Below are 25,708 nucleotides of genomic sequence, written 5' to 3' on the forward strand. Positions count from 1 at the left end.
GAAACCCCCTCCTCTTTCGTGCGGTTTTACTTTTTAAGAGTGGGGATGTATTTTGCTAGGGCTTCAATGTCCGCATCGCTCAAAGCTTTGGCTTGCATGTGCATGATTTTACCTGCACTATAGCGGTTGAGTGTACCCGCTTTATAGCCCATCAAATCCTCTTTAATGGTTGAACTGTCAAGTGTATTCACAACGTGCCCCTTACCAAAGGCCTTGTGGTTCATAGTAGGTCCGTGGCAACCGGCACATTTCTTAATCAACTCAGCAGGTTCTGCTGCTCCTAAAAGCCCAAGACCCAAAACAACACCCAAGAATAAAACCTTTTTCAAAACAAACTCCTTTAAATTTATCAAAAAGTATAGTAAGATGATATTATTTAAAGGATTAAGCCATGCTTAAATCCATGCCCCAAAGAGCCCCTAGTCTTTATATCCATGTGCCTTTTTGTACGAGCAAGTGCGGGTATTGCGCCTTTAATTCCTTTAGTGGATTAGATTCTTTAAAAGATGCCTATGTAGAGGCCCTGATTGTAGACCTCAAAGAAAGCCTTAAAAACACGCCGGCTTTAAGCTCTATTTTTATCGGGGGTGGCACTCCAAACACGCTAGAGTCCAAACACTATGTGCGTATTTTCCACACCATTGCCACCCACACCATTGCCACCCAAAATATAGAAATCACCTTAGAAGCTAACCCCGATCTCATCACCAAAGAGTGGTGCCAAACCTTAAAGGCTTTGGGGGCTAACCGCCTCTCTTTGGGTGTGCAAAGCTTTTTTGCCGATAAATTAAAGTTTTTGCAAAGAGAGCACAGCCAACAAGACATTTTTAAAGCCCTGGATATCGCCCACAGCTGCGGATTTGACCACCTAAGCATCGATTTGATTTACAACACCCCCCTAGACACGCCCACCCGCCTTAAGGCAGAATGCATGCAAGCAAACACCCTGCCCATAGACCACCTCTCTGCTTACAGCTTAACCCTTGAAGACAACACCCGCCTAGTCAAAAGCACCGCCCCAAGTGCACTTTTAAATGCGGACTCCACACTCCAAAATATTTTAAAAAATTTGGGTTTTACGCCCTATGAAGTGTCTAATTACGCCAAACCCTACCAAGTGCAACACAATTTGGGCTACTGGGCGGGGGCGCGTATTTGGGCTGTGGGGCTGGGGCTGTGGGGCGCATAGGCAACGAGAGGTTTTGCAAACAAAAAGATGTCCTAGCCTACATTAAAGATCCCCTAAAACGGCGTGTAGAACATTTGAGCGATCAAGATTTAGAGCTTGAAAGACTATTTTTAGGTTTGCGCTGCATGCTGGGGGTGGAGCTAAAAGGGCTAGACCCCAAAAAAGTCCGAACCCTCGTAGAAGAGAAAAAATGCAAAATCAGCAACCAACGCTTGGTTGCTTGCGATTTCTTCCTGGCGGATGAAATCGCTTTGTGGCTTATCTAAGCCCGAAGGCCTAAGTTAAAAGGCGGAGAATGTTTTGTTGCACGGTGTTGGCTTGGCTCATTGCGTAGCTGCCAGACTGCGCCAAAATGTTGTTTTTGCTGAAGTTTGCGCTTTCTTCGGCGAAGTCCACATCCCGCATTTGTGACTCAGCAGCCTTCACATTCACTTGAGTGATGCTGATGTTGTTGACCGTGCTCACCATTTGGTTTTGCACAGAACCCAAGTCGGAGCGGATCTTATCCAACATTTTTTGGGCAGACTCGGCAATGTCCATCACCACCATCGCACCCTTAAGGGTGGTTACCCCGGAACCTAAAGTGAGGTTTTCTTTAGCTAGGGTGTTGTTGAAGTTGGCCCCTGAAGCACTGCGCACAGCTTGGTTAAATTCACCTAGGACATCCCGTAGGTTAACGGTGGTGCTGGCAGTTTGACCTTTGCCAAAACCAATGGCCTTATAACCCGCATTGGCATCGGCTACATTCGCCCCAGACACAATCAAAATATCCCTAGCGTCTTGGCGCACCAAGGACAAACGGCCATAGTTGACAGAGCCGTCTGTGATTTTTTGGCCACCATCGAGGGTATCAAGAGCCATTGCGCTTCCGCCGCCACCTTTTTGATCGCCTCCGCCTCCGTTATCGGCCTTTAAACTAATGCCTCGCCCATCCAAGCTGCGTAGGTTTAAGCGCCCCTCAGAGTCTGTGTAGGCTTCAATGCCTGTTTGGGCGGTAACGGCATTAAAAGCTGCCACCAAACGACCATCGCTGTCATTTTTCTTAATCCCCACAACGTTCCCAATATGTATGCCATTAAGCACCACATTGTATAAGTTACCTGAGTGGACGGCTGTGTCTGAAGTGGAAATCACATTCGCAGTTGCTCTAACACCGGTAGCATTGGAATTTTTATTGATCACCTCCGCCAAAACACCCAAACCTGTACCCGCAGAAGTGGAGATTTTCACGCTTTCTAAATGCACATCGTGGATACCATCAACTTGTTTAAAAGTCAAAGCCACATCGCCAGAGGCGGTGATGGTCGCCCCCGTAACGATCTTGGTTTGTCCGATTTTATCGGAAGTGGTCGCCCCAATGCTCGCCTTAATGGTTTCATTAGAATAAGCCCCTACTTGGAACTCTTTATTTGAGAAAGACCCCGCTAAAAGAGTTTGCCCGTTATAAGAAGTGGTGGTACCGATATTGTCTAAGCTTTGGATCAAGCGCACGATATCGGCTTGCAGAGCCTTTCTAGATTGCGTGTTTTGTCCGTCTTGGGCAGCTTGAGTCGCCTTCGTTTTGATGGTGTCTAGGATTTTGATTTGTTCATCCATCGCTTTGTCGGCGATTTGGATGATCCCCATGCCATCGTTGGTGTTGGCGATTGCTTGCCCTAAACTCTTGGCTTGAGAGCGCAATGAATCGGCGATTGTCATCCCGGAAGCGTCGTCGGCTGCCTTGTTAATGCGTAAGCCAGAACTTAAGCGTTCCAAAGATTCTCTTAACTCACGCTGCGTCACCAACCCTACAGCGTGGGCGTTCAACGCATTGATGTTCGTGTTGATCTGAAATGCCATACTAACTCCTTGTTAACATCCTAAAGCTTCCTTGCTTTAGCGCACCTATAATCGGCCAAAAATTGTTTTACTCAAATGCTCATAAACACTAGGTAGGTGCAAATGTTAATTTTATTTCCATTTTGGGCTAAAATAGCGTCCATAACATTAGCAATGCAAGGGAGATTATATGGCAGTCAGCATTGGTCAGTATCTGCTAGACAGATTGAAGGATTATGGCGTGAGTCATATCTTTGGTGTGCCCGGGGATTATAATCTTGGCTTTTTAGACATAGTTGAAGACGATCCTAGCTTAGAGTGGATCGGTAATTGTAACGAGCTTAACGCCTCCTACGCGGCGGATGGGTATGCGCGCATCAAGCCTATGGGCGTGCTTTTAACCACCTTTGGTGTGGGTGAGCTTAGTGCCATCAATGGCGTGGCAGGCTCTTATGCCGAGAGCGTACCTGTGGTGAAAATCGTGGGAATGCCCTCACGCAATGTGTTGGAAAACAAGCGATTGGTGCACCACACTTTGGGTGATGGCGAGTTTATGAAGTTTTACACAATGTATCAAGGCATCAGCGTGGCACAAACGATTTTAAACAAACAAAACGCTAAGAGCGAGATCGATCGGGTGTTGGCCGAGTGCGCCCTGCATAAAAAACCCGTGTATATTGGTATCCCCGCCGATGTGCCCCACATGCAAATTGAAGTTTCAAGCCCCATGCTCTACAAGCCCAAGAGCGACAAAAAAACCCTCAACGCCTTCGTAGGTGCGGTGAAAAAGACTTTAAAAACTTATAAGTCCTGCATTGCTTTAGCCGACTACGAAGTGAACCGCTGCCATTTAAACCAAGAATTGCAAGACTTTATAGAAGCCACAGATTTGCCCATCGCCTCCCTCTCTATGAGCAAGGGGGTGTTTTGCGAGCAACACCCCAACTTTATCGGGGTTTATAACGGGATTTTGAGCGATGAACGGGTCACTAACGCCATTAGAGAGTCCGATTGCAGCATTTTAATCGGCGTGAAACTCACCGACTCTTTAACCGCTGGGTTTCACTACATTCGCGAAGAACCCACCCCTCAAATAGAAATCCACCCTCTCTACAGTAAAATAGATGAGAAAGTCTATAGCGATATTCTCATGGAAGATGTGCTGAAAAAACTCTCTGCTCTGAAATTTAAATCTAAAATGCCCCCTAAAGAACCCCAAGAAGAACCCCACTTCGGCGACAAACTCACACAAAAGCAATTCTTTAGAGTGGTTGAAGAGCATTTACAGCCTAATGGGGTTTTGATTGCCGAGCAAGGGACTTCGTTTTATGGGGCAGTCGATGTGAAGTTGCCAAAGGGGACGAGTTTCATCGGGCAACCCCTTTGGGGCTCGATCGGCTACACCTTTGGAGCACTGCTGGGCAGCGCTCTAGCCGATCGCAAGCGCCGCAATGTGCTCTTAGTGGGCGATGGCTCTTTCCAGCTCACCGCTCAAGAGCTCTCCACCATGCTAAGGGAGAACATCACGCCCATTATTGTGTTGGTGAACAACGATGGTTACACTGTGGAGCGCTGTATCCACGGGCCTGAGCGCAAATACAACGACATCAACATGTGGCACTACACCAAACTTTTAGAAGTCTTTGATGTGCATTTGCACAGAAAGCCCCTGTCTTTCAAAGTAGATACGGCTGAAAGTTTGAGCCACGCTTTTGGGCAAGCTTACAAACACCCCGATAAACTCGCTTTCATTGAAGTAAAGATGGCCCGAGACGATGCCCCCACTCTCTTAAAGAAATTGGGTGAACTCTTTTCAGCGCAAAACAGCTACTAGCCTGACAACACCAAGGCATCGACCCCATAAGAGTTTGTGGGGGTGATGGGAGGGGTTTTTAAATCTTTTAAAATCACCAAGCCCTGCGGAACAAGCTTTAACATCTCTTCAAAGTCTTGGACGATGTAAAGGGCTCTAGCCCGCGCTAAAATGGCGTTTTTTAAATCCGCTGTGTTTGCCACTTGTATAATGACTAACAGCCCTAAATGCATGGCGTAGGCGGCCATGTCCTTTAAATCCTTTTGGAGTAAACTAGGGTCTAAAACCAGCGCATCCACACCATATACCAGCGCCTCTAAGATTTGGTAACGATCCACCATCATATCTTTTAAAATCAAGGGTTTAGAGCATAGGCGGCGCACATAACCCAATAAATCTAGCATTTCTAAAGACGGCTCTTTGGCATAAATGGGAGTGAAGTCCAGCAACAAAGCTAGAGCGTGGCTCTCTTGCGCTGTTTGCAGATTTTCTAAAAAAACTTCTAAGTCTAAGCGCACATCTAGGGCTAAAAGGGCGTGGGCTAGGGGGCTGTTTTTAGGGCGACTCAGTTGCTCTAGATTTAATCTAGGCAAATAGGGGTTGTAAGCTAAAGAACGCCCCAAAAGCTCAAAGGGGCGGATTTGCTTTTTTAGGGCTAAAAGGACCTTTAAATTTTCTATTGACACTCAGCGATGGCTTGAGAGTGGGCTTTGAGCTCAGGTTGGGCGGCAATGTCCTCTTTAGAAATGCCTAAAAATAGCTTCTTTGCTAAAGCGCAGTTGCCTAGCTTGAAGTAGCCCCACGCCAAAGAATCGATGTAAAAAATGGACTTAGGTTCGATTTGCAGTGCCACTTTGACATAGTCGATTCCCTTGCGGACATTTAAATTGTATTCAATGAGTGAATAGCCCAAGAAGTTATAAAAAAAGGCGTCTTGGAGATCTAATTTACCCTTGTGTAGTCTAATTTGTGCACGGCGCTCGGCGATCGCCCTTTCAAGTTTGTGGGCGATGGGGAGCATTTGGGTTCTAGTGAGCTTTTTGTGGGCAGTTAAATGCTCGTAGGTATAAACCGCCTCTAGAGCTAAAAATCTAGGGTCTCTGTGTTCTTTATAGAGCAAGCCTGCTTGTTTAGACGCGAGGGCAAAGTTCTTTTGGGCGGTGTAAAGGTCTAAGAGCAAACGCCGGTTAAAGGGGAAGTTTTTGGCGATTTTCTCGGCTTTGTCAAATTCTTTGAGCATCACCAAAACCCCAATGTAAAGTTGCGCGTTTTGCACCACGGGGTCTTTGCGATAAAGTGCGCCAAAGGCTTCTTTGGCCTTGGTGAGTTGATTCATTTGGATCAAGGTGTTGAAACTCTTTTGACACAAGTCGGGTGAACAGCCGTATTTTTCTAAATGGGAGGCGATGAGGTCGGCGACCTCTTGTTGGCTGTTTTGGATGAAGTAGAGCGTGATGAGCTTTTCTAGGGTGTCTTCATCATGGGCTTGGTTGTAGAGTTTGCTTAACACATCAAAGGCTTTGGTGTACTTCTTCTCACTGATGTAAAGCGAGCCTAGCACGCTATCTAACATTAAAGACTTGTCCTCTTTGCGGATTTTTTCTAGCAGGGCGATCGCCTTTTGGATTTGTCCTGTCTTGATGTAGCCGTCCACTAAGATCTTGTTGATGGAGAGGTCTTTGTTATTTTTTGTAACTTTTTTATAGAGCATGGCCAGCTCCACAGCGGTGTTGATGTCGCCTAGGCTTGCGGCCGAAATGGCGGCTTCTTTGGCATAAATGATGTTGTTTGTTTCTTTATAAAGTTGTAGATAACCCTTTTTAGCCGTGGCAAAATCGCCCCTGTGGAACGCATCCGATGTGATTAAAATTTGCTGATCTTCGGTCATGCTTTGGGCAAAAAGCACGCTGCTTAGCGCGAGCCCCAAGCCTAAAAACCTCAAAGTCTTTATTCTCTGTTGTGGCATAAAACCTCGCTTGTGTGTAAATTTTGCATAGTGTCCCTTAGTATATAACACAAAAAACATGTTTTAGTTAAGGGGTTTGACCCCGGGGCAGAGGGCACATAATTCTTCGATCCCTTTTTCACTCTTAAAGCACTCCCAAAAGGGGAAGGTTTGGCATTGCTTGGGGCGTACAGGGTAGATTTGGCAGCGCTTGCTCTCTTCGTCTAAGAACACGCAGGCGTAGCCCTCTTTAGGGTCTTTGGCGGGTTTTTCTAATAAGCTATAACGATAACCCACTTTTTTAATGTATTTGCGCGTGAAGACCTCAAAGGGCAGTTTTAAAAACACACTGATCGCTTCCATTTCAGTAGGTTTTAGAAAAATATACCCTTCTTTGCCTAAACAGCACCTAGCCCCACAAGATACGCACGCCCTTTGGTCAAAACTAAAATCCATCAGCGTTCAATGGCCTTGTAATCCACACGCATGCCAAAATCCAAAGCAAAGGCGTGTTTATTTTTGGTGATTGTGATGGGAAACTCAATCTGTATGTGTGCGCTGATGGCAGCTAGGCCGTCAAAGAAAGCGTAGAAGTCACCCAAATTGCGTGCATGCACACTCACCCGCAGCTCATCGCGGATAAAATGCTCTAAGGGGTCGATGTGGCTGCTCTCGGTTTGGATTTTAATGTGCGTGAAATGCTGGCGTAAGAGTGCGTTTATGTTATGAGTCAGCACGGCGTAGTCGGGATGCACTAAGAGGGCAATGTTGTTTTGTTTTAATGCCCGGTAGTCTTGCAGTGCCCCCACAAAGTCTCCACGTTGGTAGGTCACAATCGTGGCTTGTCGGCGGGCTTCAGTGTCTTGGGATCGGAAGTTGCTAATCTTTGGCAAAAGCCATAAAGTAACGCTCACCACAGCAATGATCACAAAAACCACAAAAAAGATGAAGTTTTTAAGTAAGTTCTCAAACGCCAAATCCTTGGCGTAGCGACTCATATAGGCTTGTTCGGGGCTTGGGCTTTGCTCCATTAGTTGTCTGCCTTTTCAATGAAGGGTAAAACAGAAGAGTTTGTGGAGACGAAGCTAAACCACCCATTGCCTAGGGGAGTGAAGACGACATGGCTGTTTTCAAAGATCGAGTCGAGCCGCTGCTGGATGGTTTGTTTAAAATTCTCCTTGGAGGGGACAACGCCCTTAAGCACTAGACTGGAGTAGTCTATGGTGATCGAATCGATGGTGATTGAATCGGGGATCATCTCTAAAATTCCCTTGATCGAGTCCTTGGTGTTGATGGTGTAGGCGGCCTTGCTCCGCATGCTTTTTAGGGTTTGCTTGGTGCGCTCTATGCGCTCTTCAAGGCGACGGTTTTCGTAGCTGTAGATATACCCTTGCACTTGGGAGACTTCGGCTCTATTCTTGGTGATTTCAATGTATTTTTGCAAGAAGTAGGTGAGCCCATAAACTACCCCCATAGAGAGCAGAATATAAAACAGCCAAATTTTTGTGAGCAGACCAAACATATGTTTGGGAAATGGTTTACTATAGCTGAACTTCATTGTATAGCTCTTTTTTGGCTAAAATCCCCATTTGTTCTACTAAAGAGATAGGGGCATGGTAAACATCTAACATGAGATCATCCTTCAAAATATCTATGATTTGATAGGAGATCTCGTAAGTGTGTAACACCCACACCTTTTGGACGAAATCTTCAATGTGGTAGTTGGGGCTATCGTAAGCCGTCTTGATCGACTCTTGCAGATGTTTACCGATGTCGGATACGCGGAACATATCGTCCACCAACATTTTAGGGTCTTGATTAGACTCATCTTCGGGCGGAGGGGACCCAAAATTAAAATCCATGTGCATAAGATTGGCCTCAATGGATTTTAAAAAAGATTGCAAAACGTGCTCTTCGTGTTCATAGCCGGCTTGATCTTCTTGCACTTGCACCCCAAAATCTGTTTTCACCGTTTCCAGGGGGTAGAATTTGCTGTAACAAATATCCCCATGGTTGCTCACCATGATGTGCAAGCGGGCATGTTCTAAGAGGGCGTAAACCACCACATCGTCCTCTAACATAGGTTTGATGAAGCTATACATCAACAGAAAGGGCGAAAAGATATAATCGATCTTTTGCATGGTCAGACTAAAGATTTTGCGGTCCTGCTCTAGGGATTGCTTAGGGATGTAAAAATAGTAGTCGTCCACTTCTAAGATAATCAAGTCTTTTTTGCGTACCCCCTGCGGGATGTGTTGCTCTAATTCGCTCTTTTTACACATCCCCTGGTCTACACTCTTAGCCATCCCGCACATGTAAGAAAAGGGGTAGGTCATCACAAAATCTCTCGTGTCTTTCATCGCTCTAATGGGGATCATGCCATTTTTCACGGGGTAGGCCTTGTTGACGATCTCTTTGGTCTTGCGCCACCTAAGCCGCTCCACCCGCCCCAAAAGCACTTCGTGATCCAAATTAAAACAAATGAAGACATCGGAGAAAAATAAAGAGCGCACCCCATCGTAAAACACACCCCTACAAAAGCTAAAAACCCCCACTACACCGCCTCCATGCGCTGTTTAACAAGTGCCTTTGCCTCTTGCAGGTCCATGTTTTTAGGGATAAAAAAGGGGGCCAGCATGTAGTAATGGATTGTGGAAAAGGGTTTAGGTAACTTAAAGCGATCCCAGGTGTTGAGCGTGAAGGCGTTGCTAAAGACCACACGGCACACCACCACCCCCGCCCCCGTCTTTTGTGCCAACGCCACCACCCCATCGGCGACACTGTGGCGTACTTGTACCATCGGGGGTGATGCCAATATCCTCCCCACCCTTTAGCCTTTTGATCGCCTCAATGAGCGCACCCACCCCACCCCTTTTGCTAGAGCCACGGATGGCTTGAAACCCAAAACACTCAAAGAGCTTTGCCGCCAGTCCGCCGTCAAAGTGTTGGCTAGCAATCACCGATAAATGCACCTTGGGCTTGACACGCAAATAGGCAAAGGGCAACATCGCCATCTCGCCATGCCAACAGCTGGCAATGAAGGTTTGTTGGGGCAACTCCTCGGCTAAGTGGAAATGGTTTTTACAAGTCTTAAATAAAAAGCGTAAAACCCAGTAAAGCAAGACAGGTAAGGCGTGCAAAACAAAACCATTCCGTAAGCGTTTCAACAGCACACCCTAAGCGATCCTCCCCTTTAAACTCCCCTTGTGGTGCGCCACCACCTTAACTGCCACAAAATCCCCCACGCCAGCCCCGCCAGCCTCAAAGCTAAGGAGTCTTCCATTGCCGCTGCGCCCCTCGGCGATGCCCTCTGTGATTTTTTCAATCAGCACCTCGTGGGTTTTGCCTAGCTCTGCTTTGGCCTTTTGCTCTAAAATCTCTTTGTGGCGACTCTGCAGGCGTTCTAAATGTGCGCTCGATTCCTCTTTGGGGACTTGATTCGTCCACGCATAAGAAGGTGTGAGCGGACGGGGAGAGTAAATAAAACTATAGAGCGTGTCAAAGCGCACCTGCTCTAAGATGTCTAGGGTGTCCTCAAAGTCTTTGGGCGTTTCACCAGGAAAGCCCACAATGATGTCCGTGCTGATGCCCACTTCAGGCACCAGGGCTTTTAAACGCGCAATGCGATCTAAATACCACTCCCGGCTATACCCCCTTTTCATCGCCTTGAGTATGGCGTTTGAGCCGCTCTGCAAGGGGATGTGGATACTTTTACACACCTTGGGGTTTGTGGCAAAATGCTCCAAAAAGGCGTTGTCCATATGTAGGGGGTGGGGCGATGTGAAGCGGATGCGCTCAAGCCCGCTAATTTGGCCCAACTTCTCTAATAAAGTGGTGAAATTCACCTTTGGATGGTCGGTGCTAAAGCGCGCGCCGTAGTTATTGACATTTTGCCCCAAGAGCAAAATCTCTTTAACCCCCGCCTGCGCTAACTTATCCGCCTCTTTTAAGAGCAAATCCATAGGAATAGAGATTTCTTTGCCCCTTGTGTGGGGGACAATGCAATAGGTGCAATGCTTGTCGCATCCGATAGAAATGTTTAAAAGGGCTTTAATGCTGCTTGGGGCTTGACTGGCAAACACATAAGTGCTGTCATCGTGGTCTAGGTCTACGGCAACTGCTTGATCTTGCGTGATGATTTGGCTGATTTTAGACACATTGCGCGCGCCCAAAACGAAGTTCACGCTCGGAGCTTTTTTAAGGATTTGTGCGCCCATGTGACTTGCCGTGCAGCCGCACACACCGATCTTGGCCCCCGGCTTTTTAATCTTGGCAAACTGCCCGATCTCGGAGAATAATTTTCTCTCGGGTTTCTCGCGCACACTACAGGTGTTGATTAAAATCAAATCCGCCTCGCTAGGCTCGTTTGTTTGCGTGTAGCCCACCTTGCCAAGTTCGCCCACCATATGCGCGCTGTCGCGAGTATTCATCGCACAGCCCATCGTTTCAATGTAAAGTTTCACAAACCGCCCTAAATGATATGCATTTGGTAGATGAAGTCCTTTTCATCCGAGCTCACCTGCACTTGCGACAAATGCACCCGACAATTCTTTTTTTCCAAAAACGCCACCGCCGCTAGCATGTCCTTGTGGGGGTTGGTGGGGGCGAAGTAGAAGATGTGCTCGTTTTTGAGATGTTTTTGGTGCAACTCTTCCAAACTCAAGCTAGGGGTTTTGCTCTGTTTGCGATCCATTTTCGCTAAACGCAGTTCCATTAAGACCTCCCGTCAAATAGCCCTAGAGTCTAGCCTACATTGCCTTAAAACCCCTTTTAGAGCCACACACCCACTCCCCGCCAATGTATAAACTCTGCACCCGCCTTGTCTGCAAGAGCCAGTGCAATACTCCTTGTAAATTGGGCTGAGCGTGAAAGCCAAATAGGGCAAAATCTGCCAAAAAACCCGTCTGCAAACTCCCCCCATGAAGCCCCAAAGCGTGGCTGGCGTGCAAAGTCGCCCCGAGCAAAATTTGGGGCAAGGCCTCTAAAAGCGGAACATTTAAGGCAAAAAGAGCGGTGCGCAATTCCTCTAAAAATAAAGTGTTGGCATTGGAGCTTGCGCCATCTGTGGCTAGGGCGGCCTTTATGCCCGCCTTTTTTATCTGTTTGAAGTCTAAAAGCGTGCCGCTCAACAAGCGATTCGAGCGGGGGCAAGAAATGAGCGTGGGATAGGCGATCTCTTTAGCGTGCTGTAAATGCGCTCTTGTGGCAAACAGGGCGTGCACTAAAAGCAAATTTTGCCCCTTAAACAAGTCTAAAAACTCCAAAGGGCTTTCATAGTGCGGGGCACTTAGCCCGTGTTTGGCGTAAAAGTCCTTGAAATACCCACCCCGTCCCTCTAAAAAGTCCAGCTCAGCCCGCGATTCTAAAAAATGCGCTGAGATGACAGGGCTTTGGTAGGTGTCTAGCACCTTCTTAGCCAAATCTTTATGCACAGAATAGGGGGCGTGGATGGCAATGGCGGGGGTGAATTTAGGACTTTGGCACTCAAGACTTAAGGCGTGGCGTTTACTAAACGCCTCAAAAGCGGGGGCGATGTCGGCGTTTGCCCCGATGAGCTCGTCAAAGAACACCACCCTTAAAGGGCTATCCTTCAAAACAGAGCGATCCAAACCATAACTGCTGATCGCCCCCACACTCCCCACGCCCTGCATGAGCTGCTCGCTTACCGCCCTTTGCATGGGTGTGGCGGCTTTCTTTAAAACTTGGATGCGTTTAGACATGACAGAGCTAAGCCACCCCTCAAAGCTCCCATAACTAAAGTTGTTCTTTTGTGCCGCAAATTCAAAGTGGATGTGCGGATTGGCTAAAGCGGGCATTAAAAGGGCGCTTTGATGAAACTGCGCTTTGGCACTTGGGTGTTTGGCGCAAAGTTTCGCATAATCGCCCACTTCTAAAATATGCTCTCCCTCAAACAACACCCCCCCATTGGCTAAAATGTCAAAGTCCGGGTTACACAAAAGGGTGCATTTTGCCCCCAAAATTCTAAGCCCCATAGACCATGTCCTCCCCTTGCAACACCAAGCGTACACGCCCCTTTAAAGGTGCTTGGTAGTAGGGGCTGTTGGGGTTATCTACCACTTTGTCCGCCTCAAGGTCTACAAGCATCAAGCGCGCCTCTTTGCCCTCTTGCACCACACCACAATTTAGGCGTAAAAATTTAGCCGGGGTGCTTGCCATTAACTCTATGAGCCTCTCTAGGCTCACCAAGCCTGTTTGCACCAAATGGGTGTAGGCTAAACTAAAGCTGTCCTCAATGCAGTGCACACCAAAGGGGGCTTCTTCAAAGATTTCTTGCGCTTTAGGCGGACGGGTGTAGTGCAGGCTGGTGAGGATGTCGATTTGCCCCTCTTTTAGGGCTGTTTGTAGGGCTTTTTGCTTCTCTTTGCTTTGCAGGGGGGGTAGGATTTTAAAGCGGGGGTCGTAGGTTTGATACACATGCTCGGTTAGGATTAGGTGGTGCAAGGGGGTTTGCACGAATAGGGGCGCGCCTAGAGATTTCAGGCTCGTGGCGATGTTTAAAGCATCGATCTCCACCACGCTGTCTAACATGGTGTCTATTTGGGTGTGCAAGGCCATGCTGGCGTATTTGCCGACTTCTTTGATTTGAATCAGGGGGCTTACACTAGGCAGTCCGAGTTTGTAAGCTAGGGCGGTTGCGCCCATGATGCCTAGCGTGGGCCGCCCCTCATAGCCACGCACCCCACACACTAGGGGCAGATTTAGCATTTTGGCATAATCTAAGGCAGGCAAGAGCTTTTGCCCCTCTAGGTTGTAAATGTAAAGGCAGGCGGGGCTAGTTAAATTGCTTACAATCTTAGATAAATTTTGCAGGCGTTGTTTGGCGTTTAAGGGGTGCAAACAAATGGGGTCTTTGGCTCTTTGCGCCTCTTTGGCGGTGGTGCTTTCTAAATGATCCTCTGCCTCTTTAAAGTCCAAAGGTTGCATTTCAGGCTCATGCAAAGAGTAAAGGGGCTCTAAATCAATCCCCATGAGCGCACCCACCCCCTTTAAAGGCTTGGGTTTTGAGCGTGGTGTAGGTGGCGGCTTGCAAATTGTGTAAAAACACGCCCAAATCCACAAGGCTAGGCAGCAGTGTGAGCCCCTTGCCATCTAAAACCTTTTCGCTCTCTGTGGCGGATAAAGATGGGCTAATTTCTGTGATGTGCTCGCCCACAATGCGGACATTTGCGCCCACACCGCCCATTAATTTAACATTTTCTAGTAACAAAAGACCTCCTTCAAAGTTGCAGTAAGAATGTTCCCAAGCGATCCATTTGCCCGCTTAAAATGAGCACCCCCATGCCCACCAAGAGCAGACCCGAGAAAATCTCCACCGCCCGGCTATGCGCCCGCATTTTTTTAAGCACCCCCCACACTTGATTAAGCAACAACGCCACCGCCAAAAAGGGCAGTCCAAAACCTAGCACAAACACGCCCAAAAGTGCCATGCCATAGGCGTGCTCTGCCCCACCAAGAAGCACAATGCTGGTGAAAATCGGGCCGATGCAAGGAGTCCACCCTAAAGCAAAACTCACCCCCAAGATGAAGGGGATGAGGCTGTTTAAAAAAGGGTTTTGAAACTCTAGACGCATCTCTAGGGTTTTGCTTTTGTAGAGCCACTTGATGGGCAAGACCCCCAAAAAGTGCAGGCCAAAGACCACCACCACTAAGCCCGCCACCACCCTAACCCAGGGGGCGTTTAAATAAGCATGCATGATCCTTGCCATAGACACCCCGATGAGCCAAAAGACCAAACCAAAGCCCAGCACAAACAAGCCCGCCTTAGCCAAAACCGCCAAACGCGGGGTATTGCCTGCCTTTAGTTCCTCTAAAGAAGTTTGCGAGATGTAGGACAAGTAGGCGGGGATTAAAGGCAAAACGCAGGGGCTCAAAAACGCCAAAATGCCCGCCAAAAACGAAGCAATCAAGGGTGTTTTGTCAAAGAGCGTCAAAAGGTTGTCCTCGAGCATCTACCTAATCCTAAGTTTTTTGCTATAATACCGCACAATTATAGTACACCTAGCATTTAGATTTAAGGACATTAAGCCACCGATGCAAACCCCCGTTGAAGAAACCACCCAGCCCACGAAGTCTTTTAAAGATTTGGGCTTAAACTCCAAGATTTTAAAATCCATCGCCGAAGTGGGCTTCACCCAGCCTAGCCCCATACAAGAAAAGGCGATCCCTTTAGTGCTTGCAGGCAAGGATGTGATCGCCCAAGCCCAAACCGGCACGGGCAAAACCGCCGCCTTCGCCCTACCCATTATCCAAAACTTGCAGAACAATAAAAGCGTAGAAGCTTTGGTGATCACGCCCACTAGAGAGCTGGCGATGCAAGTGAGCGATGAGATTTTTAAACTCGGCAAAAGCTCACGCACCCGCACGATTTGTGTCTATGGCGGGCAGAGCATCCGCAAACAATGCGAACTTTTGGAGCGCAACCCGCAGGTGATGATCGCCACCCCGGGTAGGCTCTTAGACCACCTCAAAAACAAACGCTTAAAACGCTTTGCGCCTAAAGTCGTGGTTTTGGATGAAAGCGATGAAATGCTCGACATGGGCTTTTTGGACGACATTGAAGAGATTTTTGATTATCTGCCCGAAAATGCGCAGATTCTCTTATTTTCTGCCACCATGCCCCCGCCCATTAAAGAGTTGGCGAATAAAATTTTGCAAGACCCCGTGTCTATCCACATTGCCCCCACGCATGTAACAAACGCCGACATTGCGCAACGCTTTTATGTGATCAATGAACATGAGCGCAACGAAGCGATCATGCGCTTGTTGGATAAAGAAACCCCCAGCAAAAGCATCATTTTTATGCGGATGAAAAGAGAAGTGGATGAATTGCACCAATTTTTGAGTGCGAAGGGCTATAAGACCACGCCCCTACACGGCGACATGGAGCAAAGGGCGAGGCAAGCTTCTATTAAAGCCTTTAAGTCCAAACAAGCGGATGTCTTGATCGCCACGGATGTGGCGAGTCGGGGGCTCGACATCAGCGATGTGAGCCATGTCTTTAACTACCACTTGCCCATAAACACAGAAAGCTATATCCACCGCATCGGGCGCACGGGGCGGGCAGGCAAAAAGGGCGTGGCGATCACGCTTATAACCCCTCTAGAGTATAAAGAATTGCAGCGCATGCAAAAGGACATCGGCTCGTCCTTAGAGCTTTATGAAATCCCTCATATGGATGAAGACCGCTTGGTCAAAGCCCTCTCAAAAGTGGAAGTGGACGCAGAGGTGGTGAGCTTATACGAGCAACTGACTGAGCAGTTTGAACCCTCTCAGTTGGTGCTAAAGCTTTTAAGTTTGCAATTTAAGAGCCACAAGGTAGATTTAGGCCACATTTTTACAGAGACAAAGCCAAGCGAGTCTAAAAACCCCCAAAAAAGTTCAAGACCCCGCAAAAATGGGCGCTTTAAAGATTCTAGGCGCAAGCGTTAAGAAATAGGAAAATAGGAAAATAGAAAGAGGTAAGGCATCATGAATCACCCATACATTTGGCAAGACGGCGCTTTGGTTGAATTTGACAAGGCCAAAGTCCATGTCCTCAGTTATAGTTTGCATTACGCTAACCTCGTGTTTGAGGGCATCCGTGCTTACAAGGGCAAGGATGGCTTGTTTGTGTTCCGCTTGCACGATCACATGCAACGGCTTTTGGATTCTTGTAAGGCGGTGGGGCTAAAAACCCCCTACTCCATAGAAGAGCTGAGCCACGCCACACTAGAAACCTTGCGCGCGAACAAGTGCGATGCCAACACCTACATCCGCCCCTTTGTGTTTATGGGGCTAGGCACACTTGGCATTTGTGCGAGCAATCCGCCTATCCACATCGCCATCGCCACCGTAACTTGGAAGGAGAACCCGCATGAGGGCATTAAGGTTAAAACCAGCTCTTACCGCAAGCCCAGCGTGCAATCAACCATGAATAAAGCCAAAGCCAGCTCCAACTACCTAAACTCCCAACTCTCTAAACAAGAAGCCCTAGATTGTGGTTGCGATGAGGGCTTGCTCTTAGATGTCAATGGCTTTGTGGCTGAGGGCTCGGCCGAGAGCTTTTTCATGGTGGCTAAGGATAAACTCATTGTCCCCCCCCTAGATTATTCGCTAGATTCGATCACCCGCCAAACCATCATTGAGCTGGCCGCGCATTTAAACATCCCTATGGTGCACCGCCACATTGTGCGTGAAGAAATTTACAGCGCCCAAGAAGCTTTCTTTGTCGGCACAGGCATGGAGATCTTACCCATCAAATCTTTGGACTTTAGACCCATTGGCACAGACAAAAGGCCCATCACCAAAGCCTTGTTTGACACCTACATGAAGCTTGTCAAGGGCGAAACCACCGGTGGTTTGGAGAAATTCGCGCATTATGTCGTTCGAGTCTAAAGGAAGTGTATGCCCATTGATCTCAACGAGCATCTAAAAAAAAAGCAGGGCAACCAGCCCGAGTCCCCTAAAACCCCCCAAGAACAACACGCCTTTTAGACCCCCCTTGGGGCCCAATCTTTGGCAGTCTAAAAAACTCACTTCTCTCGTTGTCTTTTTGATTGTCGTGGCTTTGCTCTTTTTGGCTAAACCCTTTATGGTGATCCAGTCCGGCGAAATCGGCATTAAGGTGACGGCAGGGCGTTACGACCCCATCCCCTTGCAACCCGGGATACACTTCTTTATCCCCCTAGTGCAAGACATTTTAGTCATAGACACCCGCGTGCGGACGATCAACTTTTCCCGCACAGAGGACATGGGCATTGTAGGCAAAAATCAGGGGATTTTTAGAAACGATGCGATCAATGTGATGGACTCCAGAGGGCTCACCGTTTCCATTGAGCTCACCGTGCAATACCGCCTAAACGCCCAAACCACGCCCCAAACGATCGCCACTTATGGCCTCAGTTGGGAGCAAAAGATCATCAACCCCGTGGTGCGTGATGTCGTGCGCTCTGTGGTGGGGCGTTATCCGGCTGAAGACTTGCCCATCAAACGCAACGAAATCGCCGCCCTCATCAATACCGACATTAATAAAGAGGTGTCTAAACTCCCCAATGCCCCCGTGCAGCTCACCTCCATCCAGCTAAGAGAAATTGTTTTACCCACTAAAATTAAAGAACAAATTGAAAAGGTGCAGATCGCCCGCCAAGAGTCCGAGCGGGTGAAATACGAAGTGGAGAAAGCCAAACAAGAAGCCCAAAAAGCCGCCGCTTTGGCTAAGGGCGAAGCGGACGCGAACCGCATTAAAGCGCAAGGCGTGGCGGATGCGATCGTGATCGAGGCGAAGGCCAAATCTGCCGCTAATACCAGCATCGCCCAAAGCTTGACAGAGAAGCTGTTAAACTTGCGCCAAATTGAAACACAAGGGCAATTTAACGAGGCGCTAAAAACCAATAAAAACGCCCAAATTTTCCTAGTTCCTGGTGGAGCTGTACCCAACATTTGGTTAGACACAAAGAGTCGCCAAAAGGCAACCGCCACCACGCACAATAAATGATCGACACAACCACCCTTTTGCACTCCATCCTCGCCCATTTAAAAATCTTTTGGGCCAACGCCAGCCCCTTTGCATTGGTGATCTTTGGGGCGCATTGTGCGTTTTTTTTATGCTTTTATATCTCGGGGCTCTTGTTTCGGGGCTTTATATCCTACGTTTTCTACATTCTAGCCACTTCGTGCATGCTAGGTGCCCCCATTGCGGTGCGCTACATCCTTGAAGAGCAGCTGTTTAAGATCCAAACCAACATCTACGAAGCCTTTTCTTTCACCTACACTAACGCCTTCATGGCGAAAGTCAATGTCAAAAATGTCGGCCGTTTGACCATCAACCAATGTCTTTTGCGCCTAGATGTTCTGCACCAACCGCACAACAGACTCCAAGGCCATTTATACCAATGGGTGTTTGTACACACCTACACCCAAACTTTTAAGGTGCAACTCCCCCCGCAAAAAGCCAAAGATTTGGTGATGGACATTGAGGGTTACCCTTACAAACAAGCCCCCTTTAAACTCTCCGCAAGTTGCTATTGATCGCCTGTTGCATTTTTACCAAAATTCGTTATAATGAGCGGGTTTATCTTTAAAAAACGAAAGGATTAGCATGGCAATTGGTATTTTTTATGGGACAGACAGCGGCAACTCCGAAACAATCAGCAATAAGATCGCTGAAAAACTAGGCGGAGCCAAGGTTTTTGATGTGGCGAAAGCCTCTAAAGCCGATTTTGATGGCTTTAGCTCTGTGGTCTTGGTGGCACCCACTGCCGGGGCTGGAGATTTACAAAGCGATTGGGAGGAGTTCTTAAGCACTCTTAGCGATGCAGATTTCGCGAGCAAAACCATCGCTTTAGTGGGCTTAGGCGATCAAGACACCTATTCTGAAACCTTTGCTGAGGGCATTTTCCACATTTACGAAAAAGCCAAAGCGGGTAAAGTCGTGGGCTTCACTTCCACAGATGGCTACAATTTTGAGGCTTCTAGGTCTGTAGAAGGCGGTAAATTCGTGGGACTCGTGCTGGATGAAGATAATCAAGACGACCTCACCGACAGCCGCATCGACGCTTGGATCGGTGAAGTGAAAGGTCAACTCTCATAATTTTTCCAAATGGGGGTTTATTCACTCTAAAAGCGTATACTGTAGTTTCTAAACTTGTTGAAAGGAGCTAAAGTGTTTCGAACACGCTTTTTGCCCCCCACGTTGCTCTGTTTGGGGATTTTAGGTTTCTCGGCTTGCACCAGCACACACAAGAAAGATGTTTTTCTAGCCAATGTGCCCGCTTGGATGCTTGAAGACCGTAGTGCCTTCATCACGCAGGGCATCGATAGTTCGCACATCATAGACGGGCAGATCGCCCGCTCGGAGAAAATCGCTAGGGAGCGGGCGCGCTTTCGAGTCGCCCAGCACATCGGCAAACAAATTAAAGATGTGTTCAAACAAACCCAAAACGCCAATCAACGCCCCTTTGATGACAATATTTTTAAACAGATTGTCCAAGCCATCGCTGCCAGCCTAGATCAGGGAGTTCAGCTGGGCGAATACATCAACCCCAATAACCAAGAAGTTTTTATTTTGGTGCGCGTGGATGGCTACGATCGGGGCTTGCTTGAAAAGAATTTGCTCGCCATCAAACCCATCCACCTCAACACCATCAAAGCCTTGCAGCAAGCGGTCCACCAAGTCTTTAAGGACGCGATGAGTTATGGCGAGGTGAAAGTCCCCCAAAGCATGTAGGTTAAGAAAGCCCCATGGGTTTGGTAAAGCCTAGCCACCACCACAGCTCCCAAGGCTAAAAGAGGCTGTGGGTGATGTGCTTTCTGATAGAGAGTTTGGCTAAGCCTAGTCCCAGCGCGGGTGCAAAGGGCACGCTAAAAATCCCCACATTAAATGTAAATTTTGGTTCGCAAAATCGGGTAGGATTAGACTTGAGTGTTTGGCTAAACCAACCCTTTCTCTTAAAATAAGCTCAACCACTTACCTTAACTCGCCACAACGCCTACTTTATTTTTGTAAAGATGTGTTGCAAATTGCTAAGCAGTTGCAGGCAAGCAAATCTACACAGGCAAGCGAAATACCATCCATTAACGGATAAACGGGATTTACAAAACAAGGCGTTTGGGGATAAAAACTGGGTACTTGACAGGCTTTTAGAGGCTTGTAAAGACGAAATTTTCCCCTTTTGTGTGCGCCTAGCCCCTGAAGATGTGGGCTTACAAGCAGCCAAAGAGGTGCTCAAAAAAGAACTACGCATTTATCACAACAATGAAGAAGGGCGGTGCAACGATGACTATTGCTACACCCCTTCTTTGGACGACTACAAAGAACAACAGAGCAAATTTCAAGAGGCGTTTATTGCCTTTACAAAACACTTAACCCCCTTTTTAAAAGACACCCCTAAGCTTTCACAGACTGAACAATTACAAGGCTGGTTTGTCTTTGTGGAGTTGGAGTGGGAGCGGTGTCTCAAGGCGTGGCAGAAGTTTTACAAACTTTACAAAGAGGAGTGCAAAGCCAAGGGGGTAAAAAAAAGATTTACCCTTGCGATATGGAAACGGCGACTAGGGGAGCTTATAAGGATTTTGATAAGTCTTATGATTTATTAAGAAATGGCATTGAACAACTTTTGGCATGGGCGGACCGCCTAGTGGGGATAGGGACGTTACGCGAACTGGTGTGGAGTTCCTATAGAGATGGAGTTTATATAGATATCGGTTGTTATGAGGGGGACTTGCAAGAACTTTTAGACCTTAAAGAGGCGGTGGGGGCTGTGGCGAGCGAAGACTCTCAAGTCCTAGAGATTAAAAAGTCAGTGGAGCTCAAAATCGCTCAGTGTCAAGAGGAATTGCCCAAGTACCTCGCCCTTTTAAAGCAGGCTGAAGATAAGAGTTATGCTGAGCGAAACAAAATTAAAGAACCCTTTGAGAAATTGACAAAGAGCCTAGAAGCAGACCTAAAAGCCCTGTTTGAGGCGTGCGATGCAAGCTTAGGTGTGGCGGTGGCACGCCAAGTTTTGGGGGTTGAGAAGGTAAAATATACAAGTGATTACGATGAATCAGGCTTTAAAACAGCCTTAGAAAAGGAAGTGTTAAAGGCTTTAGAGCAGAATTTTAAAACCTTGGGGCTAGCCCTTGCGCCACAATCTGCCCTAAATATGCTTAAATCCCAGTTACAAGAAACCATCGCCCAAATCCCCACAGCTCTTAAAGAAATAGACGAAGTCCATCAAGAACTTGTCAAAGAGGGGATTGTGACCAACAAAGACATCAATGCCCTTTACGACCCCTTAGAGCAGGGCTTAGAGCCTTTAAAGGCGAGTTTACAGGCTTTTGTGGCAAACAACGGGGATGAAAATATTGTCAAAATGGGCAAAGAGGCTTTAAACTGCGTGAGTCATGTGAGCGATCTAGAAAAATCTCTACCCATCATAGAGAACATGCTAGAGGCAAGTGGGGCCAACAGCCCACAATCTACGGCGATGGACTTGGCGCAAGTCCAAGCCTTTATCACAGAAAGGCTAAACGCAGAGCTCAAACGCAACAACATTTGCGAGCATTTGGGTAATTTTGAGAGGGAATTAGAAACCTTGCAAGAGCGGGCGCAAGAGTTGCAAGCGGCTATCAATCAGGACAAAGAAGAGAGCATGACATCCTACATCAACGCTTTTCAACAAGCCCATCAAAACACAAAGGAGCTTAGAAAAAGTGTTTTAAAGGTGGTGGAGGCATTAAAGTCAAAAATCTCTCAGAGGCGCGGGGGCATTTTAAAAAAGGCGGTGCGTTTAGGCTCCATTCGGGCACTCACCCAGTTGGGGCTCTCTTACATGGATGGAGGTATTGAAAAGATTAAAAAGAAGGATGCCAAAACAGCCGCAGATTATCTTAAAAAGGTTTTTAATTTGGGCGATGGCATGGCAGAGGTGGGGCTAGAAAGGCTCCACTATTTTGGTGAAATCAACTGGGATAACAATAGGGTTCATTTGATCGACTTGGTTAGAGATGTTGAGGCAACGCTACTGAGTAAAGAGGTTGAGGGGGAGCGTGCTTACCTAAGCAATTTTTACGAAGACGCACACATTAGTCCGACATGGGGTGCTGATCCCGACTACAGAATGGGATCCATTTACCCTTTCTTTTATAAGGGCGAGAATGATTTGAAAACGCCTTTAGTTGATGAGGGCTTTTGCGCCACCATGCAAGGACATAACGCCCACTTGGAGTTAAGTCGGCTCAAAACCATTAAAGAAGTCTATGGCAAGTCCACAAAAGATGACTATGACGATGCGTATGGCAACGCCGAAGTTGCCTATTTAAAGGGCATCGCTTTAGGCAGTGGGGTTTGTACCTTAGAATTAGCGCATTTGGAGTTAGAAGAGCCCAAACATTATAGAATGAGCGCACAAAAAAAGCAAAATGCGATCTTAGAGGCAAACCATCGCGCCATTGGCTATTTTAAACAGGCGTTAGAGCGGGGCTACACTTCTGCCCTAAGCTCTCTTGGCAAAAGTCTAGAAGAGCAACAAGAGCTTTTAGCCAAAGCCCCTAAACACTCTTTGCACTCTTTCTTATCTAAGTATGCCAGTGATTTTAAAGAAGTCGAGGGGCTTATGCCCGCCTTCATAGATAAGTTTGTTGCCTTTGGAGGCAAGTTGGATGCCAAAGCCCACTTTACACCCACATTTTGGCAACACCCAGACTTAAAAAACCTAGAGGTCAAGGCAAAAGAAAAGCCCAAAAGCACCACAAAACCCCTATGGAAATATGGCAAAGACACCAAACAAGCCTTTAAAGATTACATGGAGGCTCTAAAGAGACAGGCGATGCTAAGGCGTGGCTTCTAGGGACAATGTGCTTACAGGGCGTGGTCGTCCCACCGGATTACTATGCGGCGCAGGTGTGCTTTGTAAAGGCAAGGGATTTAGATGAACTTGTAGCACACTATGGCTTGTATTTGGCTAGAGCAGCCGAAGTAGATTTCGGATATCGCTATCCATCGCTCTTAGAGGGTAAATGCTATGACCACCAACGCCCCCTAAAGCTAGCAGAAGTGCAAGAGGGCTTAGAGTGCGTTTTTCCTTTGGGTGGTTCGACAGATGCGAAGAATATTTACAAGGAGGCTTTGAGCGATTACGGTGATGTGAAGAATTGGGAGTGGATGTTTAAGGAGGGGCAAATGCGGGGCAGATGGTTCTACGACCATTTTTTTGAAAATGGCGCTTATTTTGGGGATGAGATGGCCATTGAGACGCAAGACGAGCTAGCAGACATTTTGGATCGTATGGAAACACAATGCCAAGAGGATGCATCCATGTATGCGTGGAGGGGGTTTTACGCATGACAGCGGGGACAGCTAGACCTGGGGCTTGGAGCTTGAACCGTATGGAAGATGATGAGCGGGTCAGCACATGACACTGGGAGGCCAATCATGCCTATAAAGATATGAAAACAGCCATAAAAGCGGGCTTTGTGGATGGGTATTATTTATTGGGGACAAAGGGAATCCACGGCTACGATAGTTTTTACTGGAGCTTACAAATGTTGCGTGAAGAAGAGGGGGATAGGGAGTAAGAGGAAACATGCCCGTATTTTGAGGAATTGTTCCCTGAGGATCCCGATGATGGTGGCAGAAAGTTTTACGGACAAAAATGCCAGAAGAGTTTAGAAACAGGGGCTAAGGCGGGCTCGGTGTTGTGTGCTGTGGCGTTGGCAAACAAGTTTTTGAAGCAAGAAGATACAGATTTTAACAAGGCTCAAGAGTTGCTAGAACTGCTCACGCCCTTTTGGGAAGAACAACGCCACTATGGGGCTTTAGCGATGTTGCTTAAGCTCCTAGAGGTGCAAATCCCCCAATGCCAAGACAAACAAGCTCAAAAGCTGCAAAATAGGCTAGATGCCTACCTCGCCCATTTAGAAAAAATGGGTTGCGATCCTAGCGCCTTGCAAGACAATTACAACAACTCTGAAGTGATGCAGTGGATGGTGTTTTAAGAGGCAGAAAAACAACAAAAGAATCAAGGATCACAGATGAAAAAAGAATACATAGAAATCACGCTAGAGATTTTAAAAGAGGCCAAAGGTCCTGTGTCGATTTACGACCTTTACGACCGCGCTGAAGAGCTATTGAAGGCAGGCAAAATCCAACACATGTATAAAAACAGCCAAAGGGCATCTTATCCCATCTCTCAAGCTTTTAGAAAGGGCGAAGACTTGCCTTTTGTGAAAGTTGCCGACTTTCCCATCACCATTGCGCTGAAAGAATATGCGGGGAATATGATTGTGGAAAACAATACACAAGCCAAACCCAAAAAAAACGATGACTACGAACGCCGGTTACACCCCTTAGCGGCTTACTTTGCCTACCATAATCAGCTAAGATAATCTTGCATGGCACTTTGTACGAAAACCACGATCAAATACAAGAGCAACAACAATCTTGTCTATACTTGCAAATACCATGCTGTGTGGTGTCCTAAATACAAGAGAAAAGTTCTTGTAAATCAGGTAGAGATAAGATTGAAACAAATTGTTTTAGAAGTGGCACAAGAATTAGAGGTGGAGATTTTAGAAATGGAAACAGATAAGGACCATAGAAACTCCGCTGCGCTCATTTTGGAGTGATGAAGTTTATTAGAACAGCTAAAGGCAGAAGCAGTCGGCTTTTAAGGCAAGAGTTTGTGCATTTGAGAACAAGACTACCCACACCATGGACAAACTCTTGTTTGATTTCTTCTATAGGGGGGTGCGCCTTTGAAAACAAGTGGAAAGACGATGTTAATCGCCTACAAGCAGAAACTCTACCATGCAAGCAAGCACAAGCACATCAGCAAGCTTCTACGCTTTTATGGCATTTGCTACAACCATGGTATGGCTTGGCATAAGAGATATGAAGGCTCTACAAGAAACACTTAAATCTCTACACTCTGCAAAGCACATCACCAAACTCAATGAAAACAACACACTTTGCTTTTTAAAACTTTGGGTTCTCAAACCTTGCAGGAGTTAGTAGAGAGGATAGACAAGGCTTATCAAAGATTTTTTTAAAAACAAGGCAGACCTCCTAGATTTAACTTGTGCCTGGTGTGTGGAGAAAAACGCCAAGCGTTTTCCCCTAAACCTGCAGGCACTAACAGCGTGGGGCTTGCTGGGTTAAAAACATTTCTCACCTGCTCTCATGGCGCACAAATCCCTTACCTTTATTTTTCTCTAAATATTGGTACTTTGATGAAATCTTGTTCTAAATCTCTAAAAAGAAAAGAGGCTCAGATCACCGCTTGAAAGCTAGATGAAGGCTTGCTAGATTGCACAGAAAAATCAAAAAACCTGAGAACAGACTTTTTCTACAAGCTTGCCAATAGTCTAGCCAGACAATACGCCACTATTTTCATTGAAGACTTGAACTTGAAGGGTATGGTTAAACTTTGGGGGTGCGCAAGCCGAAGGGTTGCGCGTCTAATGC

27 protein-coding genes and 4 pseudogenes are annotated in these 25,708 nt (G+C 47.1%); 16 read left to right on the forward strand and 15 right to left on the reverse strand.

Going from position 1 to position 25,708, the window contains the following annotated elements; translation table 11 throughout:
• Positions 1–26: 26 nt before the first annotated feature.
• The gene (locus QUE23_RS03045; RefSeq protein ID WP_286349178.1) at positions 27–329 is read right to left on the reverse strand and encodes a c-type cytochrome; all 303 of its coding nucleotides are present in this window, start codon (positions 327–329) and stop codon (positions 27–29) included.
• Positions 330–391: 62 nt separating this feature from the next.
• Here QUE23_RS03045 and hemW point away from each other — a divergent pair.
• Positions 392–1,455, forward strand: a pseudogene (hemW, locus tag QUE23_RS03050) (radical SAM family heme chaperone HemW).
• A gap of 10 nt (positions 1,456–1,465) precedes the next feature.
• Here the strand turns inward: hemW and QUE23_RS03055 are convergent.
• The gene (locus tag QUE23_RS03055; RefSeq protein WP_286349179.1) at positions 1,466–3,028 is read right to left on the reverse strand and encodes a flagellin A; all 1,563 of its coding nucleotides are present in this window, start codon (positions 3,026–3,028) and stop codon (positions 1,466–1,468) included.
• A gap of 169 nt (positions 3,029–3,197) precedes the next feature.
• On the opposite strand from QUE23_RS03055, the gene QUE23_RS03060 reads away from it, so the two are divergent.
• Positions 3,198–4,841: an alpha-keto acid decarboxylase family protein gene (locus QUE23_RS03060; protein ID WP_286349180.1), complete on the forward strand. Its 1,644-nt coding sequence runs from the start codon at positions 3,198–3,200 to the stop codon at positions 4,839–4,841.
• Here the strand turns inward: QUE23_RS03060 and QUE23_RS03065 are convergent.
• The 13 genes and pseudogenes from QUE23_RS03065 to QUE23_RS03125 form a co-directional block, all read right to left on the reverse strand.
• Complete coding sequence (locus QUE23_RS03065) at positions 4,838–5,506, reverse strand: beta/alpha barrel domain-containing protein (RefSeq protein WP_286349181.1); 669 nt, start codon at positions 5,504–5,506, stop codon at positions 4,838–4,840. The two genes, QUE23_RS03060 and QUE23_RS03065, sit on opposite strands and share 4 nt — an antisense overlap.
• On the reverse strand, positions 5,497–6,786 hold the full coding sequence (locus tag QUE23_RS03070; protein ID WP_286349182.1) for a tetratricopeptide repeat protein: 1,290 nt from the start codon (positions 6,784–6,786) through the stop codon (positions 5,497–5,499). The genes QUE23_RS03065 and QUE23_RS03070 overlap by 10 nt, the downstream gene beginning before the upstream one ends.
• 63 nt (positions 6,787–6,849) lie before the next feature.
• Complete coding sequence (locus tag QUE23_RS03075; protein ID WP_286349183.1) at positions 6,850–7,221, reverse strand: YkgJ family cysteine cluster protein; 372 nt, start codon at positions 7,219–7,221, stop codon at positions 6,850–6,852.
• Positions 7,221–7,796: a hypothetical protein gene (locus tag QUE23_RS03080; protein ID WP_286349184.1), complete on the reverse strand. Its 576-nt coding sequence runs from the start codon at positions 7,794–7,796 to the stop codon at positions 7,221–7,223. The genes QUE23_RS03075 and QUE23_RS03080 overlap by 1 nt, the downstream gene beginning before the upstream one ends.
• Positions 7,796–8,323, reverse strand: a complete 528-nt coding sequence (locus QUE23_RS03085) for a hypothetical protein (protein ID WP_286349185.1) — start codon at positions 8,321–8,323, stop codon at positions 7,796–7,798. The genes QUE23_RS03080 and QUE23_RS03085 overlap by 1 nt, the downstream gene beginning before the upstream one ends.
• The gene (locus QUE23_RS03090) at positions 8,307–9,320 is read right to left on the reverse strand and encodes a DUF8569 domain-containing protein (RefSeq protein ID WP_286349186.1); all 1,014 of its coding nucleotides are present in this window, start codon (positions 9,318–9,320) and stop codon (positions 8,307–8,309) included. Before QUE23_RS03090 ends, QUE23_RS03085 begins: the two co-directional genes overlap by 17 nt.
• Positions 9,320–9,938, reverse strand: a pseudogene (locus tag QUE23_RS03095) (lysophospholipid acyltransferase family protein). Before QUE23_RS03095 ends, QUE23_RS03090 begins: the two are co-directional and overlap by 1 nt.
• Before the next feature lie 3 nt (positions 9,939–9,941).
• A complete protein-coding gene (miaB, locus tag QUE23_RS03100) occupies positions 9,942–11,228 on the reverse strand; it encodes a tRNA (N6-isopentenyl adenosine(37)-C2)-methylthiotransferase MiaB (protein ID WP_286349187.1) in 1,287 nt (428 codons plus the stop codon).
• 8 nt (positions 11,229–11,236) lie between these two features.
• Positions 11,237–11,479 carry an HP0268 family nuclease gene (locus QUE23_RS03105; protein WP_015107038.1) on the reverse strand — a complete coding sequence of 81 codons (243 nt, stop codon included), beginning with the start codon at positions 11,477–11,479 and terminating at the stop codon, positions 11,237–11,239.
• Between the two features lie 34 nt (positions 11,480–11,513).
• Positions 11,514–12,758, reverse strand: coding sequence for an aminofutalosine deaminase family hydrolase (gene mqnF, locus QUE23_RS03110; protein ID WP_286349188.1), 1,245 nt, complete (start codon positions 12,756–12,758; stop codon positions 11,514–11,516).
• Complete coding sequence (locus tag QUE23_RS03115; RefSeq protein ID WP_286349189.1) at positions 12,748–13,767, reverse strand: amidohydrolase family protein; 1,020 nt, start codon at positions 13,765–13,767, stop codon at positions 12,748–12,750. Before QUE23_RS03115 ends, mqnF begins: the two co-directional genes overlap by 11 nt.
• Complete coding sequence (locus tag QUE23_RS03120) at positions 13,745–13,993, reverse strand: hypothetical protein (protein ID WP_286349190.1); 249 nt, start codon at positions 13,991–13,993, stop codon at positions 13,745–13,747. Before QUE23_RS03120 ends, QUE23_RS03115 begins: the two co-directional genes overlap by 23 nt.
• A gap of 10 nt (positions 13,994–14,003) precedes the next feature.
• Entirely contained in the window at positions 14,004–14,735 is a 732-nt protein-coding gene (locus QUE23_RS03125) for a cytochrome c biogenesis protein CcdA (RefSeq protein ID WP_286349191.1), read from the reverse strand.
• Positions 14,736–14,817: 82 nt separating this feature from the next.
• On the opposite strand from QUE23_RS03125, the gene QUE23_RS03130 reads away from it, so the two are divergent.
• The 14 genes and pseudogenes from QUE23_RS03130 to QUE23_RS10130 all read left to right on the forward strand — a co-directional run bounded on the left by QUE23_RS03130 (position 14,818) and on the right by QUE23_RS10130 (position 25,161).
• Positions 14,818–16,215 (forward strand): DEAD/DEAH box helicase, encoded by a 1,398-nt coding sequence (locus QUE23_RS03130; RefSeq protein ID WP_286349192.1) that lies wholly within the window; start codon positions 14,818–14,820, stop codon positions 16,213–16,215.
• Positions 16,216–16,254: 39 nt separating this feature from the next.
• Entirely contained in the window at positions 16,255–17,160 is a 906-nt protein-coding gene (locus tag QUE23_RS03135; RefSeq protein ID WP_286349193.1) for a branched-chain amino acid transaminase, read from the forward strand.
• Positions 17,161–17,169: 9 nt separating this feature from the next.
• A pseudogene (locus QUE23_RS03140) lies at positions 17,170–18,259 on the forward strand (prohibitin family protein).
• A complete protein-coding gene (locus QUE23_RS03145) occupies positions 18,256–18,792 on the forward strand; it encodes a DUF2393 family protein (RefSeq protein ID WP_286349194.1) in 537 nt (178 codons plus the stop codon). Before QUE23_RS03140 ends, QUE23_RS03145 begins: the two are co-directional and overlap by 4 nt.
• A gap of 70 nt (positions 18,793–18,862) precedes the next feature.
• Complete coding sequence (locus QUE23_RS03150) at positions 18,863–19,354, forward strand: flavodoxin (RefSeq protein ID WP_286349195.1); 492 nt, start codon at positions 18,863–18,865, stop codon at positions 19,352–19,354.
• A gap of 72 nt (positions 19,355–19,426) precedes the next feature.
• Positions 19,427–19,990, forward strand: coding sequence for a hypothetical protein (locus QUE23_RS03155; RefSeq protein ID WP_286349196.1), 564 nt, complete (start codon positions 19,427–19,429; stop codon positions 19,988–19,990).
• Positions 19,991–20,283: 293 nt separating this feature from the next.
• On the forward strand, positions 20,284–20,859 hold the full coding sequence (locus QUE23_RS03160) for a hypothetical protein (protein WP_286349197.1): 576 nt from the start codon (positions 20,284–20,286) through the stop codon (positions 20,857–20,859).
• Positions 20,802–23,093: a hypothetical protein gene (locus tag QUE23_RS03165; protein WP_286349198.1), complete on the forward strand. Its 2,292-nt coding sequence runs from the start codon at positions 20,802–20,804 to the stop codon at positions 23,091–23,093. Before QUE23_RS03160 ends, QUE23_RS03165 begins: the two co-directional genes overlap by 58 nt.
• Before the next feature lie 5 nt (positions 23,094–23,098).
• Complete coding sequence (locus QUE23_RS03170) at positions 23,099–23,590, forward strand: hypothetical protein (RefSeq protein ID WP_286349199.1); 492 nt, start codon at positions 23,099–23,101, stop codon at positions 23,588–23,590.
• Positions 23,591–23,691: 101 nt separating this feature from the next.
• Positions 23,692–23,820 carry a hypothetical protein gene (locus QUE23_RS03175; protein ID WP_286349200.1) on the forward strand — a complete coding sequence of 43 codons (129 nt, stop codon included), beginning with the start codon at positions 23,692–23,694 and terminating at the stop codon, positions 23,818–23,820.
• A gap of 27 nt (positions 23,821–23,847) precedes the next feature.
• On the forward strand, positions 23,848–24,240 hold the full coding sequence (locus QUE23_RS03180) for a hypothetical protein (protein ID WP_286349201.1): 393 nt from the start codon (positions 23,848–23,850) through the stop codon (positions 24,238–24,240).
• Positions 24,241–24,276: 36 nt separating this feature from the next.
• On the forward strand, positions 24,277–24,630 hold the full coding sequence (locus tag QUE23_RS03185; RefSeq protein WP_286349202.1) for a hypothetical protein: 354 nt from the start codon (positions 24,277–24,279) through the stop codon (positions 24,628–24,630).
• A 6-nt stretch (positions 24,631–24,636) separates the two neighbouring features.
• Positions 24,637–24,993 (forward strand): annotated as a pseudogene (tnpA, locus tag QUE23_RS03190) (IS200/IS605 family transposase); the annotation flags it as partial.
• 6 nt (positions 24,994–24,999) lie between these two features.
• Complete coding sequence (locus QUE23_RS10130) at positions 25,000–25,161, forward strand: hypothetical protein (protein ID WP_434801972.1); 162 nt, start codon at positions 25,000–25,002, stop codon at positions 25,159–25,161.
• Positions 25,162–25,708 lie beyond the last annotated feature (547 nt).

Origin of the sequence: Helicobacter felistomachi (assembly GCF_030296895.1) — a bacterium.
GTDB classification, from domain to species: Bacteria; Campylobacterota; Campylobacteria; order Campylobacterales; family Helicobacteraceae; genus Helicobacter; species Helicobacter felistomachi.